The following is a 14,735-nucleotide window of genomic DNA, read 5'->3' as shown; positions in this document are numbered from 1 at the left end:
ACTCGGCTGGCCGCTGTCACCCTTCCCGGCAAGATCGGGCCTGCGCGATCGGGACATCCAACGGCGAATTCCGAAAAAAATCAGCTGCCTGTCGGATACGGGCCGGCCCGCCCGTCCTTGGATCAAAGATTTCCCTGAACCGAACGCAGCGCTGAAGCGACCCACGCTCAGGCAGAGAACTATTGGCTGAACGACCATGAAAACGGCATCGACATTCCTGCAGATCCTCGCACTCAGCGCCTGTTTTACAGCGCAGGTGCACGGTGCGTTCACGATGCCCGGCGTCAGACAAGCGCTGCGAACAATGGCCGGTGCAAGCGGCCAGGGTGCGTTACAAATCAGCACTCCCGTCGAAATCGCCTGGAGCTAAGCCGCCAGCCCGCCCGCCTGAGTCAGCAGAAAAGCCTCGCCGCAGGCTTTGGCCAGGTTACGCACCCGCAGAATGTAACTCTGGCGCTCGGTGACGGAAATCACACCGCGTGCGTCGAGCAGATTGAAGACGTGGCTGGCCTTGATGCACTGGTCGTAAGCTGGGAAGACCATGCGGTGATATCCCTCCCCCTTGAGGGGACCAGACAAGGTCTGGCCGGGAGGGGTCGCTCGTGCAGTGCTCGACGCCTGACCTGCGGTGCCTTCTGAGGCGACCCCCTCTGCCCGCTTCGCGGGCGTCTCCCCCTCAAGGAAGATGGGCGCGCCGGCTTGTAGCAACGCCTTGCACTCGGCTTCGGCGTCTTCGAAATGGCGCAGCAACATCGCGGTGTTGGCAAATTCGAAATTATGGCGCGAATATTCCTGCTCGGCCTGCAGGAAGACGTCGCCATAGGTCACCTTGTCGGCGCCTTCACGACCGTTGAAGTTGAGGTCGTAGACATTGTCGACGCCCTGCACATACATGGCCAGCCGTTCCAGCCCGTAAGTGAGCTCGCCCGCCACCGGTGCGCATTCGATGCCGCAGACCTGCTGGAAATAGGTGAACTGCGAGACCTCCATGCCGTCGCACCAGCACTCCCAGCCCAGCCCCCAGGCGCCCAGCGTCGGGCTTTCCCAGTCGTCCTCGACGAAGCGGATGTCATGCAGCAGCGGATCGATGCCGATCGCGGCCAGCGAGCCGAGATAAAGCTCCTGCAGATTGGGCGGATTGGGCTTCAGGATCACCTGGTATTGGTAATAGTGCTGCAGCCGGTTCGGGTTCTCGCCATAGCGGCCGTCCTTGGGGCGGCGCGAGGGCTGGACATAAGCCGCGTTCCAGCGTTTTGGGCCGAGCGCGCGCAATGTCGTTGCCGGATGGAAGGTGCCGGCGCCGACTTCCATGTCGTAAGGCTGGAGGACGACGCAGCCATAGTCCGCCCAGTAATTATGCAAGGTCAGGATCAGCCCCTGGAACGAGCGGCTTGGGTGCATATGGGCAGGAATGGTCACGGCGGCCTCGGCGGGAAAGGCGGGATGCCGGCACGTCCTAGATGCCTGGCCAGCAAGCGTCAAGGCAGAGGGGTCAGGCCTTTGAAGGTGTTCCCTTCTCCCCTTGTGGGAGAAGGTGGCCGAGCGAAGCTCGGTCGGATGAGGGGTGTTCCAGCTTGGCACCGACGGCAATCCGTCCGACACCCCTCAACTGTCTCGGCGCTGCGCACCGATCCACCTTCTCCCACAAGGGGAGAAGGAAAGAAGGGGTCACCCCTTCGGCGCGGGCGCCGGCACGGGCTTTACGTTCGGGGTTTCCTGCGCTGTGTTGGATTCGATCGGCGGCAGGCCTTTCATCAGCTTTTGCTGCAAGGCGGCAAGCACGTCCGGGTCCGGCTTCAGGTCGCGGGCCTGATTCCACTGGAAGGTGGCTTCCAGCTTGCGGCCGACGCGCCAGTAGACGTCGCCGAGGTGATCGTTGAGCACCGGATCCTCCGGCTTCAACGAAACGGCGCGTTCCATTTCGCGCACCGCATCGTCGAACTGGCCAAGGCGGTAATAGGCCCAGCCCAGCGAATCGACGATGTAGCCGTCGCTCGGCCTCAGGTCGACGGCCTTCTGGATCATCGCGAGGCCTTCCTTGAGGTTCATGTTCTTGTCGACCCAGGAATAGCCGAGATAGTTCAGAACCTGCGGCTGGTCGGGGTAGAGCTCCAGCGCCTTGCGGAAATTCGGCTCGGCCTTCGGCCATTCCTTCAGTCGCTCATAGGCGATGCCGCGCTGGTAGAAAATGTTCCAGTTGGCGGCAGTCGGCGTCTTCAGCACCTCGACCGCCTTGTCGTAAAGATTGGCGGCGGAGCGGAAATCCTCCTTCGAGGAATAGACGCCGCCGAGCGCCAGATAGGCGCGCATGTCGTCTGGATGCGCATCGACGATGGCCTTGAGGTGAGTGATCGCCTCGTCGTTGCGGTCGAGATCGGCAAGGTTCAGGCCAAGCTGCAGGTCCGAAAGCTCCTTCAGCGGCGAGCCGGCGGGAATGCGGCGATAGAGCGCGATGGCGCCCTCGCCATCTTTCAACTGCTCGGCAACGGCGGCAAGCTGAACGAGCGCCGCGTCGTTGTCGGGCCGCAGCGCCAGGGCATATTGCAGATAAAGCCGCACGAACGGCTCGCCGCCGCCGCGGTTGAGCGCGGTGGCGAGATCGAGCAGGATTTCCGAGGCGCCGTCCGACGGACCGGCAACGAAGGGCTCGATCTTTTCGCCCTTGTTGATCTTGTCGCGAAGGGCCGCAATCTCGACCTTGCCGGGCGCAAACGCCTCGGCCTTGTCGAGCACCGACAGCGCCTTGGCCTTGTCGCCTTTGCGGGCGAGGAAAGAGGCGTAGGCCTGCGCGTTGCGCATCCATGTTTCGGGGGCCGCACCGCCTGCCGCCGTGTCCTGTACGGTGGCGGTGTAGAGCGCATCCGCCCTGTCGGGCAGGCCGGAGGCGTCGGCAATCAAGGCGCGGTGGAAGGACTTGAACAGGCTGAACCAGTCGGGGCCCTGCAGCTTGTCGATGGAAGCCATGGCCTCGCCGGCGTCACCCGCACCCTGCTTGGCCCAGCCGGTCATGACGCCGGAGACCAGGCGGTCGAGATCGGATTCGAGCGACAGCTTGAGCCAGTATTCGGCCTTGGAGAAATCCTTCTTGTGGAAGGAATCGATGGCCAGAGCCAGGCGCGAGAAGCGCTCGACGTCGGGAACCGCCTTGAGCTTGTCGGCATAGACCAGGGATTCATCGAAGCGCCCCTGCGCGATCAGCGACAGCATCAGGCTCTGCTGCAGTCCCGTATCGTTCGGATCGAAGGCAAGCGCCTGCTTGTAATAGGAAATGGCGCTGTCGAGGTCGTTGTCGCCGTCGGCGATCCTGGCGGCGAGATAGGCCCCCGAGAAGGATGTGATCCTGACCGGCTCGGCGGTCTGTTTGGCATGCGCCGGCAAAGCCGAGATCGCCATGCCCGTCGCGATTGCCAGCCCCGTCAGCCAGCGCGCATATCCTTGCCGCATCATATCCCTTTCAGCCAAACGCCATCTCCGCGTCAGCGGGATCGCCGTAGACTCGATCCTTACAGGTAAAGCATGGCCTTTTTGGGGTCGTGCTTCAACCCGGCCCGAATTCACAATCGGGTCAAGCAATTAATAAACCATGCCGAAAGAGGTCGCACGACCGCATTGCGACACTCCGGCAATGGGAAACCGGCGTCAGGACGGTTGCGAAAGGCTTGCGTCCAGCGCCTGCATGGCGACGGTGACAAGATCGTGCAGCCGCTTTTTCGGCACGCCGTCGCGTGCCTGGACCGAAAGGCCGTGCATCAGCGTGGCGTAATAGTCACCCAGCGCCTCGGCATCGGTATCCGGCTTCAATTCGCCATCGCGCACGGCCTTTTTCAATCGCTCGACGATCGACGCGGTACGCGCCAGCCGATGCTCCGCCAGCCATTGCAGCACGGCGTCATTTTCGACCGCGCAATTGGTCGCGGCCGTCACCACCATGCAGCCCTGCGGCTGCCCCGGCCGCGTATAGATTTCGACGGCGTCGCGAAGCATGCGCTCGATGACGCGCCGGACATTTGGTTCTTCCTGCAGCGCGCGTGTGGCGAAGCCGCCCTCATTGGCCTCGTAAAGTGCCACCGCTTCGCGAAACAGATCCTCCTTCGAGCCGAAGGCGGCATAGATGCGCGCCGATGCGAGACCAAGCGCCGATACGAGATCGGCCATCGAGGTGCCCTCGTAGCCGCGCCTCCAGAAAGTGTCCCGGGCTTTCTCCAGCGCCTGGTCGCGGTCGAATTCCCTTGGCCTGCCTGCCATGGCGGTCTCCAATTTTTGTCGATCAACAAATAATCTGCTTGACTTCGGATTGCAAACCTCAATTCTTTGTCGATCATTAAACAATTGTCGACAAGGAGTCCGACATGAGTTCACTCGATCAAGGCGCGCCGCTCGGGGCGATAACGCAGGGAGCAAGCAGGGCGAAACATGGCGCAACGCTGGCGCTGCTCGCCTTCGCGCAGCTCATCATCTCGCTCGACCTCAACATCGTCTTCGTGGCGCTGCCGGAGATCGGCGCCGGCCTCGGATTTTCAGGCCAGACCCTGCAGTGGGTGGTCAGCGCCTACACCGTGTTCACCGGCGGCTTCCTGCTGTTCGGCGGCCGGGCCGCCGACCTGATCGGCCAGCGCCGCGTCTTCATCTTCGCGCTCTGGCTCTACGCGCTTTCGTCCCTCGTCGGTGGCCTGGCCTGGTCGCCGGAAATCATTATCGCGGCACGCGCCGTGCAAGGCATCGGCGCCGCGTTCCTGTTTCCGGCGACGCTGTCGCTGATCAACCGCCTGTTCGCCGAAGGACCGGAACGCAACCGGGCGCTCGCCGTCTGGGGCGGCGCAGGCGCCAGCGGCCTGACGCTCGGTTCGCTTGCCGGCGGGTTTCTGACCAGCGCCTTCGGCTGGCCGTCGGTCTTCTATGTCAACGTGCTGCTGGCCGGGGTCGCCATCATCGCGGCTTTCGCCATCATCCCGCGCGATCGCAAGTGGCACGAGCAACGCAGCTTCGATCTGCCGGGCGCACTGACCGTCACCGCCGGCGCGACGCTGCTTGTCTTCACACTGGTTCAGGGGCCCGAATATGGCTGGGGATCGACCGCAATCATTGTCAGCGCGGCACTGGCGGCATTCTTCCTGATCGCCTTCACCGTGATCGAGGCCAACAGCGCCGATCCGCTGATGCCGCTGCGCCTGTTCCACAACCGCAGCCTTGTCGCCGGCATGACGATAACCTTCCTCTACATGGCCACTTTCGGCGCGCTGCCCTACTTCCTCACCGTGCTGCTGCAGAACGTGCACGGCTTCACTGCCTTGCAGACGGGCCTCGCCTTTCTCGTGCCGTCGGTCGCCATCGCCACCGGTACGCAACTCGGCGAGCGTCTGGCAACGCGCTTTTCGACGCGCAGCACCCTGGTCGGCGGCATGATGGTCGGCGCGGTCGGCACAGCATTGATGGTATCAGGCGCGACTGCCGACAGCAGCTATCTGTCCCTCGTACCCGGCCTGATCGTCTCCGGCGTCGGACAAGGCATCGTCTGGACCGCAATGTGGATTGCCGCCGCTTCCGGCGTTGCCCATGACCAGCAAGGCGTCGCCTTGGGGATGGCTTCGACGACGCTCAATGTCGGCAACGCCATCGGCATGGCCGTGCTGATTGCGATTGCGAACAGCCAAATCGGCGAATTGTCCGGCAATGCGTTGAAAATTGCCGTCGCCGACGGCATCCAGGTCGCCTTCTGGCTTGCGGCGGCGGGCATCGTCGTCAGTCTGCTGGCAGCAATAGTGCTTCCGGCAAAGGCGCGATGAGAACAGGCGGCGTCCCGCGCGCCGCGACGCCTGTCAATTCACCCGGCTGATGCAGAAATCGATGACGTCGATCAGCGCCGATTTCTGCGGCGTCGCCTCGAGCGGCGCCAGCGCGTCACGGGCGATTTCGCCGAAATGGCGCGCGCGCCCGATGGTGTCGGCAATCGCGCCGTGGCGGAGCATCAGGCCGATGGCCTTCTCCAGCCCGGCATCGTCGGCGGCATTGTCCTCGATGGCGCGTTTCCAGAAGCTGCGCTCGGCCTTGGTGCCGCGCCGATAGGCGAGGATCACCGGCAGCGTCACCTTGCCCTCGCGAAAATCGTCGCCGACATTCTTGCCGAGATCCTTGCTGGTGCCGCCGTAATCCAGCGCGTCATCGATCAGCTGGAAGGCAAGGCCGAGATTCATGCCGTAGGAGCGGAGTGCTGCGCGATCATTGCGCGTCGCCTGAGCGATGACGGGGCCGACCTCGGCGGCGGCCGAAAACAGCGCCGCGGTCTTGGCCTTGATCACCGCGAAATGCTCATCCTCGGTGGTCTCGAGGTTTTTTGCGGCAGCGAGCTGCATCACCTCGCCTTCGGCGATAACCGAGGCCGCGCTCGACAGGATATCGAGCGCTTCAAGCGAGCCGACATCGACCATCATGCGAAAGGCCTGGCCGAGCAGGAAATCACCGACCAGAACACTGGCCTGGTTGCCCCAGATCATACGCGCCGTCTTCTTGCCGCGCCGCATGCCGCTTTCGTCGACGACGTCGTCGTGGAGAAGTGTCGCGGTATGCATGAATTCGACCGATGTGGCGAGCTTGACATGGCCGTCGCCGGAATAGCCGAACATCTGGGCGGCGGCGAGCGTCAGCATCGGCCGCAGCCGTTTGCCGCCGGACGAGATCAGATGGTTGGCTATCTCCGGAATCATCTCGACATCGGAGCCGGCCTTCGACAGGATCAATTTGTTGACGCGCCCCATGTCGGCCGCGGTCAGGTCGATGAGGTCCTTTATCGAGGCGGCTTCGCGCTTCCCGTTTTCAATGTTGAGAACGACACCCACGGCAAAACTCCCAACCTCGATATGCACGACGGCAACATGGTCCCTGGACAGACTCTAGGGTGTCACCCACCGGCGCGGCAAGAGGCGAATTGGCGCGCCGGCTCTGGTACATGATCACGCCTACGTTTACATCAACGCCGCAAACTGCGAGTTTCATCCGATGATAGAGCTCATCCGCACCAACGACGCCGTCATCATTTCGTTTGTCGAATCGCTGATGCGCGATGCCGGCATCGGCTGTTTCGTCGCCGACCAGAATATGAGCGTCCTCGACGGCTCGATCGGCATCCTGCCCCGCCGTGTCATGGTCGACGCCGACAAGGCCGATGCGGCGCGGCGCATCCTGACGGATGCTGGCATCGCCAACGAGATCCGCCAAAAATAATGTCCGCGTCGCCCGCTGCCCTTGTCCCGGACATGCCGGCTCATACGGTCGACGCCTTCCATCGCGGTCGCTTCTGGCTGGTGCAGCCGAGAAAGGCGGGCCACCGCGCCGGCATGGATGCGATGATGCTGGCGGCTGCCGTGCCGTCCTCGTTCGCCGGGCGGCTTGCCGACTTTGGCGCGGGCGCTGGTGCGGCCGGCCTGGCGGTACTGTCGCGCTGCCCCGCTGCAGAGGCCGTGCTTGTCGAGCGTTCCCCGGAAATGGCGGCCTTCGCCACCACCACGCTTGCCCATCCCGGCAATGCGCATCTCAGCGACCGCGCCTCGGTGCTCGTCGCCGATGTCGCGCTGTCGGGCCGGGCGCGAACGGCCGCCGGCCTCGAGGACAACAGCTTCGATTTCGTCATCATGAACCCACCGTTCAATGCCGCCGAGGATCGCGCGACGCCCGATCCGCTGAGAAAGGCCGCGCATGTCTCGGAGGACGGGCTTTTCGACAGCTGGATCCGCAGCGCGGCCGCGGTGGTCAGACCGGGCGGCGGGCTGGCCGTCATCGCCCGGCCGGAACAGCTCGGCGCCATCCTCGATGCCATCGCCGGCCGCTTCGGCGATGCCGAGATGCTGGCCGTCCACCCTCGCCCCGAAGCGGCGGCGATCCGCATAGTTGTCCGGGCAGCACTCGGCGCACGCGGCAAACTGTCGATCCGGCCGCCGCTGATGCTGCATGCCTACTCAGGCAATGGCCCCTCGGAACGGGCAGAGCTGATCAATAACGGGCTGGCGTCGCTGTTCGGAGACTGATCCATTTTGATTGCCGTGATGACGGCATTGCCGTTGGCCGACGAATTCCTACATGCCTCAAGCAAATCGACCGGAGACCGCCCCCTCGTGAAACGCCTTTTCAACCGCCTGCTGCCGAAATCCTGGCGCTCCACCGTCGTCACCATTCCGGTCATCCGGCTGCACGGCACCATCATGCCCGGCGGCGGCCAGTTCCGGCCGAGCCTGTCGCTCGCTTCCACCGCCGGTCTTCTCGAAAAGCTGTTTTCCTTCGACGCGCCGGCGGTCGCCATCTCGATCAATTCGCCCGGCGGCTCGCCGGTGCAGTCGAGGCTGATCTTCAGGCGCATCCGCGACCTGGCGGGCGAGAAGAACAAGAAAGTCCTGGTTTTCGTCGAGGACGTGGCGGCATCGGGCGGCTACATGATCGCGGTCGCCGGCGACGAGATCTTTGCCGACCCGTCCTCCATCGTCGGCTCGATCGGCGTGGTCTCGGCCTCGTTCGGCTTTCCGGAGCTGTTGAAGAAGATCGGCGTCGAGCGCCGCGTCCACACCGCCGGCCAGAACAAGGCGGTGCTCGACCCGTTCAAGCCGGAAAAGAAGGAAGACGTCGAGCGCCTGAAGGCGCTGCAGCTCGAGGTGCACGAGACCTTCATCGATCTCGTCAAGGACAGGCGCGGCAGCAAGCTCAAGGACGATCCCGACCTGTTCACCGGCCTGTTCTGGACGGCCAAAAAAGGGCTGGAGCTCGGGCTGGTCGATGCGCTCGGCGACATGCGCAGCGTGCTGAAGAGCCGTTTCGGGCCGAAAACCCAGCTCAAGCTGATCACCGCGCCGCGCGGCCTGTTCGGCCGCTTCGGCCTGTTCGGCTCGAGCTTTTCGGCGCCCGACATAGCCGCCGCCGCGGCAAGCGGCGTTATCGATGCGGCGGAAGAGCGCGCGCTGTGGGCGCGCTTCGGGCTTTGAAAAGCCGGTGAAAGCGTCTAGCATAAATCATCAACCGACCCGACCGGCCGCCTTGCCGGCCTTGCGAGGGAGGAGTTTGACATGCCGCAGATCATTTTCTTCGCCGTCGTCGGCATTGCCGCCTATTTCGGCTACCGCTCCTTCGTCAGGGAAGCCGAGCGAGTGACCGCCAAGGTGCGGCGTACCGAAAAGCAGGCCGCCAACGGCACGATGGGAACATTGGTCAAGGACCCGAAGACCGGCGAATACCGTCTGGCCAAGGATTGACCGTCGTCCCCCACGCGGCCGAGCCAGTGAACTCCGAGGCCAGCATCCGGGCGTCGCATGCGCACGCCAAGATAAATCTCGCGCTGCACGTCACCGGCCAGCGCGCCGACGGTTATCACACGATCGAAAGCCTGGCTGTGTTCACGCGCTTCGGCGACCGCATCGAGACGGAACTTGCGGACAGCGATGGGTTTTCCGTGTCCGGCAAATACGCCTCCGCGGTGCCGGTCGACGACAATAATCTGGTGGTGAGAGCGCGCGATGCACTGCGGCGCGAGGCCGGTCCCCAGCACGCACCGGCTGTCGCCATCAGGCTCGAAAAGAACCTGCCCGTCGCGTCCGGTGTCGGCGGCGGGTCGAGCGATGCGGCGGCTGTGCTGCGTGCCCTGGTCCAGACCTGGGGACTTGATGTCGGCGATGCCGAACTGGCGCGGATCGGCCTGTCGCTCGGCGCCGACGTGCCGATGTGCCTCGCTGCCAAGCCGCTGATCGCCCGCGGCATCGGCGACGAGCTGACGCTCGTGCCAGGTTTCCCGGCGCTGGGTCTGGTGCTCGTCAATCCCGGCACTGCCGTCTCGACGGCCGACGTGTTCGAGGCGCTTGGCCGCCGCGACAATGCGGGGCTGCCGCCGCTGCCGCGCAACCTCGACTTCCACAGCATCCGCAACTGGCTGGAGATCACCCGCAACGACCTCGAGCCTGCGGCGCGCGCAATCCAGCCCGCCATCGGCAAGGCGCTTTCCGTGCTCAACAAGTCCGGAGCCGGTTTTGCCAGGATGTCCGGTTCCGGCGCCACCTGCTTCGGGCTGTTCGAGACCGGCAATGTGGCCAAGCGCGCGGCCGTCGATATCCGCGGCCGCCATCCCGACTGGTTTGTCGCGGCGACGCGAAGCGTGACATCGGAGGTTGATGCCCATGGCCAGGATTGACGAGAGCCGCCCCTTCGTTCCCGTGCGCATCGCGGTACTGACCGTTTCCGATACGCGCAGCCTCGCCGACGACAAATCCGGGCAGACGCTGGCCGACCGCATTGCCGAGGCCGGCCATGTCCTGGCCGCCCGCGACATCGTCACCGACGACCGCGACAAGATCCGCGACAAGGTCCTGGGTTGGTCAAGGGACGAAGCGATTGATGTCGTCATCACCACCGGCGGCACCGGCTTCACCGGCCGCGACGTGACGCCGGAAGCGCTGGAGCCGATCTTCGAAAAGCGCATGGACGGCTTTTCCGAAGTGTTCCACCGCATCTCCTACGACAAGATCGGCACTTCGACGATCCAGAGCCGGGCAACCGGCGGCGTCGTCAACGCCACCTTCGTTTTCGTGCTGCCGGGCTCGCCCGGCGCCTGCAAGGACGCCTGGGACGGCATCTTGAAGCCGCAGCTCGACTATCGGCACATGCCCTGCAACTTCGTCGAGATAATGCCGCGGCTGGACGAGCATTTGCGGCGCGGCTGAGGCGAACCGAGGTATCAGCCAAGCGACCTCGGTTTAGCGAATGACCGGCTCGCCGTGAAAACGCCGGCGCGAGGGCGGCGAGACGCCGAAGCCAACTTCCATCATCAGCCGCGGCGTGCGCGTCGGCACGGTGCCCATATGGAAGCCGAACGGATCCTCGACAAAGCCGAGGCCGGCCGGCCCGGTCAGCGTGACCGGGCTCTGCTCGCCGTAGACGCCCAGCACCTCTTCCGCCGAATGGCCGACCAGCAGCGTCAGCTGATGCTTCAGGATGCGGCGGTTGTGGGAGCCGCGGACATAGACATGCGGCCCGGTGTCGGCGTCGACCGGCACTAGGTAGAAAAAGAACTTCAGCATGCGCCAGTCGTCGAGATCGAAATGGTATTTGCCGAGCGAGGCCATGTTCTTGTCGGCGTCCGAGACGCCACCGGTCGGAAAGCTCCACCAGACGCGGGTCGTGATCAGCTTGGCCTGGCTGCCGAGATAGTGCGCTGCGATATCGAGAAGCAGCGGATCGCGCTGCACGGCGACCGCAGCGTTGCAATCGAGGACCCGTTCGAAATAGTGACCGCTGAGCAGCGGGCGGCCGAAATGCTTTTCGGCATCGGCGTGTTTTTCGGGCAGGAATTCCAGCCGGCGGTCGAAATTGCCGAAGCATGGCGTGCGCTCGGCGAAGCGGGCGATCTCCTCATGGATGGCGGCCGGCAGCATCAGGCCCGAATAGAGCCCCTCGGTGCGCAGCGCGCCGACGACGGCATCGCGGTCGACGCCGGCGAACATCGTTTCACCGACATTGCGCGCCGGCGGAACGGGCTTTGCACCGCGCCAGTGCAGCCGCCGCGCCGGCATGGTGCGGGCCAGCATGAACATCGGCAGCCATGCCGGATTCTCGCGAAGGTCGGAAAGATAGGTCGGGATGCGGGCGGCGATGCGGCGCAGCGTGCCGCCGTTGCGTGCGATCGCCTCGAGGCTTGCAGCGCCGGACTTGTCAGGGCTTGAAAGGGTCATCGGGGTCCTCAAAATGTCGATGGAACAGCATCGACGTTAGTCGTCGCCGCTCCGGCACACCCCAAACCCTATTCGCCCATATCGCCGGGAATGGTAACCCCGGGCCAGATTTTGTGCAATGCACAATAAACCACGACCCGCCAGAAATTTGCTTGGGCGGGGTTCCCTGAACCGGCACGGTAAGCCGTCACTTCCGCGGCGCGACCCAGATCTCGGCGTGGAGCCTCCTGGTCGCCAGGCCGCGGGCGATCGCTTCGGCGCTGCGGGCATTCTTCGACAGCGCGGCGGCCTGACGCTTGCTGATCACCAGGCCTTCGGCGAGAGCGCGATTTCCGGCAAAAACGCGCGACAGGAACGGCGCGCGGCTGCCGCGTGCCCGCGAGAACCGCGCCGCAATGGTTTGCCTGGCCGTATGAGCGACGACCTCGTCGATCCAGCCCTCTCCCAGCCGCGCGCCCGGTTCCAGCAAAAGCAGCCAGTCGCCCTTGGCCTGCCTGATGCCGGCGGCGATGCCGCCGCTGACATAGTGGCACCCGGCATGTTCGGCGACGCGGTGCGTCTGATCGGTCGAGCCGGTGTCGCAGACGAGAACGTCGCGCACCACGCCTTCGACCGCGCCGCCGATCAGCGAGGCGAGCGTGCGGGCAAGGCCCTCCTCGTCATTCAGGGTTTCGATCAGGACGCTGAGCATGTTTAGCCGAATAGCGGAAAGCGGTGGGCAGCGCCAGTTTTTGCGGCGCGCCGCGAGAAAGTTCTTGCTTTGTTCTCATTACGCGATAGGAATACATTCATGAGCAGAGCGATTCGACAGCGGGTGGACAGTCACTGGGAAAGGGCCAAAATGGAACAGATCGTGCGTGCCGATATTGCAGCCTTCGGCGCTGGCAGGGCCGAGATGGCGAATGCGATGATCGAGCAGAGCGGCATGCGCGTCCGTCCCGACCGCAATCGCGGCAGGTCGGCGGGCATCAATCCGTCCGGCCGTTTCGAGCCGGTCAGCCGGCACGTGTTCGACGACGGCTGGAATTCGCTGGAGGAGCTGCCGCCCTTCAAGACCGAGGTACAGGTCGAGAAGCCGCGCACCATCATCACCCGCAACGAATCGCCCGACATCTCCTTCGACCGCTCGATCAACCCCTATCGTGGCTGCGAACATGGCTGCGTATATTGCTTCGCGCGGCCGACGCACAGCTACATGGGCCTGTCGCCGGGGCTGGATTTCGAATCGAAGCTGTTTGCCAAGCCGGATGCGGCGCGGCTGCTCGACAAGGAATTGTCCAGGGATAATTACCAGCCGCGCACCATCGCCATCGGCACCAACACCGATCCTTATCAGCCGATCGAGAAGCAATACCGGATCATGCGCGAGATCCTCGAAGTGCTGGAGGCGCGCGGGCATCCGGTCGGCATCGTCACCAAATCGGCGCTGGTGACACGCGATATCGACATTCTGTCACGCATGGCCGAACGCGGGCTGGCCAAGGTGGCATTGTCGGTGACGACATTGGACAGGATGCTGGCCAGAACGATGGAGCCGCGAGCGTCGACGCCGACCAAGCGGCTGGAGGCGATCAGGCAGCTTTCGGACGCCGGCATACCGGCCTCGGTGATGGTCGCGCCGATTATCCCCGGACTGACCGACCCGGAAATGGAGCGCATCCTCGATTCGGCGCAGGCAGCGGGCGCGCGTGAAGCCGGCTATGTGCTGCTGCGCCTGCCGCTGGAGGTCGCGCCTATCTTCAAGGACTGGCTGCTGCGCCACTATCCCGACCGCTATCGCCACGTCATGTCGCTGATCCGTTCGATGCGCGACGGCAAGGACTACGATTCGGAATGGGGCAAGCGCATGAAGGGCTCCGGCCCCTATGCCTGGCAGATCGGCCGGCGCTTCGAGATCGCTGCCAAACGGCTCGGCCTCAATGCCGAGCGGCGCTCGCTCAGGACCGACCAGTTCGTCCCCGCCGCCAAGGCAACCGAGCAGTTGATGCTGCTGTGACAAAGCGTCTCGCGCCAGCCGGTTGAAACGGCCGGCAACAGGCAAAAATCCCGTCCGGCCTGTCCTGTCCCCGGGCTTGCAGACGGTAGCCCCTCCTGGTCCGGTGCCCCGCCCGACCCGGAGGGACTTGCGGAGAATCGGAGCCGATGCGAACCTCGCCGCACCATGGCTCGCCCGCGTTCCGATTCTCCGCTTCTCTTCGAAATTGTCGAGAAACCCGACTTCTCGTTCGAGACGAAGGCGATGGCCGAAGGCCTGTGGCCGGTGGCGGGGATGGACGAGGCCGGCCGCGGCCCGGTCGCCGGGCCGGTGGTGGCTGCAGCGGTGGTGCTCGATCCCGCCAACATCCCCGATGGCCTCGACGATTCCAAGCGGCTGACGCATTTGCAGCGTGAGGCGCTGTTCCTGAAAATCCTCGGCTCCGCACTCGCCGTATCGATGGCGTCGGTCAGCGCCGAGGGCATCGATGCCAGCAACATCCTCAAGGCCAGCCTGGAGGCGATGCGCCGTGCCGTGGCCGGCCTGTCAATCCGGCCGAAGCTGGCGCTTGCCGATGGCCGCGACGTGCCGCCCGGCCTGCCCTGCGAGGGCAAAGCACTGATCAAGGGCGACCAGCGCTCGCAGTCGATCGCCGCAGCCTCGATCGTCGCCAAGGTGATGCGCGACCGTATGATGTGTGGCTGCGGCAGCCATCATGCGCGTTACGGCTTCGAACTGCATATGGGCTACGCCACTGTGCGCCATCGCACGGCGATCGATCTGCACGGGCCGGTGGCGCGGCTGCACCGCGCCTCCTTCGCGCCGTTCCGGTTCGGCGGCACCGAGGTGCTGGAGGAAGAGGGTTTTTCGGGTTTGGATTGAGCGATTCGGCTAGGTGTGATCTCCCCCCTCGACGGGGAGATGTCGCCAAAGGCGACAGAGGGGGTCGGTACGTCCTGGCGAGTTGTGTGCGTCAAGTTCTGCAAAATGGCGTGGCATTGCGGTGACGTCGGCGTGTCCGCCGCGCAGCCCCCGTGTTTAGCGGAGCGGCGGACACATGACGG

The 14,735-nt window shown here is 64.5% G+C and carries 16 protein-coding genes; 10 read left to right on the top strand and 6 right to left on the bottom strand.

Translation table 11 applies throughout. From position 1 onward, the window contains the following. The first annotated feature begins 196 nt into the window (after positions 1 to 196). Positions 197 to 370 (top strand): hypothetical protein, encoded by a 174-nt coding sequence (locus NKI59_RS30535; protein ID WP_352708341.1) that lies wholly within the window; start codon positions 197 to 199, stop codon positions 368 to 370. Here the strand turns inward: NKI59_RS30535 and NKI59_RS30530 are convergent. From NKI59_RS30530 to NKI59_RS30520, 3 genes are all read right to left on the bottom strand, one after another. After that, the gene (locus tag NKI59_RS30530) at positions 367 to 1,401 is read right to left on the bottom strand and encodes a glycine--tRNA ligase subunit alpha (RefSeq protein ID WP_352708373.1); all 1,035 of its coding nucleotides are present in this window, start codon (positions 1,399 to 1,401) and stop codon (positions 367 to 369) included. The two genes, NKI59_RS30535 and NKI59_RS30530, sit on opposite strands and share 4 nt — an antisense overlap. A 267-nt stretch (positions 1,402 to 1,668) precedes the next feature. Further along, entirely contained in the window at positions 1,669 to 3,444 is a 1,776-nt protein-coding gene (locus tag NKI59_RS30525) for a tetratricopeptide repeat protein (RefSeq protein WP_352708372.1), read from the bottom strand. Between the two features lie 195 nt (positions 3,445 to 3,639). Next, positions 3,640 to 4,245 carry a TetR/AcrR family transcriptional regulator gene (locus tag NKI59_RS30520; RefSeq protein ID WP_352708339.1) on the bottom strand — a complete coding sequence of 202 codons (606 nt, stop codon included), beginning with the start codon at positions 4,243 to 4,245 and terminating at the stop codon, positions 3,640 to 3,642. A gap of 104 nt (positions 4,246 to 4,349) precedes the next feature. Between NKI59_RS30520 and NKI59_RS30515 the strand changes: the two genes are divergently transcribed. Beyond that, on the top strand, positions 4,350 to 5,783 hold the full coding sequence (locus tag NKI59_RS30515; RefSeq protein WP_352708337.1) for an MFS transporter: 1,434 nt from the start codon (positions 4,350 to 4,352) through the stop codon (positions 5,781 to 5,783). 33 nt (positions 5,784 to 5,816) lie between these two features. Here NKI59_RS30515 and NKI59_RS30510 read toward each other — a convergent pair whose 3' ends face one another. After that, positions 5,817 to 6,833 carry a polyprenyl synthetase family protein gene (locus NKI59_RS30510; RefSeq protein WP_292663011.1) on the bottom strand — a complete coding sequence of 339 codons (1,017 nt, stop codon included), beginning with the start codon at positions 6,831 to 6,833 and terminating at the stop codon, positions 5,817 to 5,819. Positions 6,834 to 6,993: 160 nt separating this feature from the next. On the opposite strand from NKI59_RS30510, the gene NKI59_RS30505 reads away from it, so the two are divergent. The 6 genes from NKI59_RS30505 (at position 6,994) to moaB (ending at position 10,688) form a co-directional block, all read left to right on the top strand. After that, positions 6,994 to 7,218 (top strand): putative signal transducing protein, encoded by a 225-nt coding sequence (locus NKI59_RS30505; protein WP_023674082.1) that lies wholly within the window; start codon positions 6,994 to 6,996, stop codon positions 7,216 to 7,218. Beyond that, positions 7,218 to 8,018 carry a tRNA1(Val) (adenine(37)-N6)-methyltransferase gene (locus NKI59_RS30500; protein WP_352708336.1) on the top strand — a complete coding sequence of 267 codons (801 nt, stop codon included), beginning with the start codon at positions 7,218 to 7,220 and terminating at the stop codon, positions 8,016 to 8,018. Before NKI59_RS30505 ends, NKI59_RS30500 begins: the two co-directional genes overlap by 1 nt. Before the next feature lie 87 nt (positions 8,019 to 8,105). Then, entirely contained in the window at positions 8,106 to 8,963 is an 858-nt protein-coding gene (locus tag NKI59_RS30495; RefSeq protein ID WP_352708334.1) for a S49 family peptidase, read from the top strand. A gap of 81 nt (positions 8,964 to 9,044) precedes the next feature. Beyond that, a complete protein-coding gene (locus NKI59_RS30490) occupies positions 9,045 to 9,230 on the top strand; it encodes a membrane protein (RefSeq protein ID WP_023674078.1) in 186 nt (61 codons plus the stop codon). 26 nt (positions 9,231 to 9,256) lie between these two features. Then, complete coding sequence (locus NKI59_RS30485) at positions 9,257 to 10,159, top strand: 4-(cytidine 5'-diphospho)-2-C-methyl-D-erythritol kinase (RefSeq protein WP_352708371.1); 903 nt, start codon at positions 9,257 to 9,259, stop codon at positions 10,157 to 10,159. After that, on the top strand, positions 10,146 to 10,688 hold the full coding sequence (gene moaB, locus NKI59_RS30480; protein ID WP_352489568.1) for a molybdenum cofactor biosynthesis protein B: 543 nt from the start codon (positions 10,146 to 10,148) through the stop codon (positions 10,686 to 10,688). Before NKI59_RS30485 ends, moaB begins: the two co-directional genes overlap by 14 nt. A 33-nt stretch (positions 10,689 to 10,721) precedes the next feature. Here moaB and NKI59_RS30475 read toward each other — a convergent pair whose 3' ends face one another. Next, positions 10,722 to 11,696 (bottom strand): phytanoyl-CoA dioxygenase family protein, encoded by a 975-nt coding sequence (locus NKI59_RS30475; RefSeq protein ID WP_352449928.1) that lies wholly within the window; start codon positions 11,694 to 11,696, stop codon positions 10,722 to 10,724. Between the two features lie 187 nt (positions 11,697 to 11,883). Next, positions 11,884 to 12,387: a glycosyltransferase gene (locus NKI59_RS30470; RefSeq protein ID WP_352708333.1), complete on the bottom strand. Its 504-nt coding sequence runs from the start codon at positions 12,385 to 12,387 to the stop codon at positions 11,884 to 11,886. Between the two features lie 150 nt (positions 12,388 to 12,537). On the opposite strand from NKI59_RS30470, the gene NKI59_RS30465 reads away from it, so the two are divergent. Both NKI59_RS30465 and rnhB read left to right on the top strand, forming a co-directional pair. Further along, entirely contained in the window at positions 12,538 to 13,692 is a 1,155-nt protein-coding gene (locus tag NKI59_RS30465; protein ID WP_352708369.1) for a PA0069 family radical SAM protein, read from the top strand. A 165-nt stretch (positions 13,693 to 13,857) separates the two neighbouring features. Next, on the top strand, positions 13,858 to 14,553 hold the full coding sequence (rnhB, locus tag NKI59_RS30460) for a ribonuclease HII (RefSeq protein ID WP_352708332.1): 696 nt from the start codon (positions 13,858 to 13,860) through the stop codon (positions 14,551 to 14,553). Positions 14,554 to 14,735 lie beyond the last annotated feature (182 nt).

The sequence above is a fragment of the Mesorhizobium sp. M0598 genome, from assembly GCF_040320865.1.
In the GTDB taxonomy this organism is placed as follows: domain Bacteria; phylum Pseudomonadota; class Alphaproteobacteria; order Rhizobiales; family Rhizobiaceae; genus Mesorhizobium.
This window is presented reverse-complemented; position numbering and strand designations above follow the sequence as displayed.

Excerpts from the sequence above, each read along its gene's own strand:
- NKI59_RS30505 (WP_023674082.1), top strand. The coding sequence starts at position 6,994 with ATGATAGAGCTCATCCGCACCAACGACGCCGTCATCATTTCGTTTGTC.
- NKI59_RS30520 (WP_352708339.1), bottom strand. The coding sequence starts at position 4,245 with ATGGCAGGCAGGCCAAGGGAATTCGACCGCGACCAGGCGCTGGAGAAA.
- NKI59_RS30515 (WP_352708337.1), top strand. The coding sequence starts at position 4,350 with ATGAGTTCACTCGATCAAGGCGCGCCGCTCGGGGCGATAACGCAGGGA.
- NKI59_RS30465 (WP_352708369.1), top strand. The coding sequence starts at position 12,538 with ATGGAACAGATCGTGCGTGCCGATATTGCAGCCTTCGGCGCTGGCAGG.
- NKI59_RS30470 (WP_352708333.1), bottom strand. The coding sequence starts at position 12,387 with ATGCTCAGCGTCCTGATCGAAACCCTGAATGACGAGGAGGGCCTTGCC.
- rnhB (WP_352708332.1), top strand. The coding sequence starts at position 13,858 with ATGGCTCGCCCGCGTTCCGATTCTCCGCTTCTCTTCGAAATTGTCGAG.
- NKI59_RS30525 (WP_352708372.1), bottom strand. The coding sequence starts at position 3,444 with ATGCGGCAAGGATATGCGCGCTGGCTGACGGGGCTGGCAATCGCGACG.
- NKI59_RS30535 (WP_352708341.1), top strand. The coding sequence starts at position 197 with ATGAAAACGGCATCGACATTCCTGCAGATCCTCGCACTCAGCGCCTGT.
- NKI59_RS30490 (WP_023674078.1), top strand. The coding sequence starts at position 9,045 with ATGCCGCAGATCATTTTCTTCGCCGTCGTCGGCATTGCCGCCTATTTC.
- NKI59_RS30475 (WP_352449928.1), bottom strand. The coding sequence starts at position 11,696 with ATGACCCTTTCAAGCCCTGACAAGTCCGGCGCTGCAAGCCTCGAGGCG.
- NKI59_RS30530 (WP_352708373.1), bottom strand. The coding sequence starts at position 1,401 with ATGCACCCAAGCCGCTCGTTCCAGGGGCTGATCCTGACCTTGCATAAT.
- moaB (WP_352489568.1), top strand. The coding sequence starts at position 10,146 with ATGGCCAGGATTGACGAGAGCCGCCCCTTCGTTCCCGTGCGCATCGCG.
- NKI59_RS30500 (WP_352708336.1), top strand. The coding sequence starts at position 7,218 with ATGTCCGCGTCGCCCGCTGCCCTTGTCCCGGACATGCCGGCTCATACG.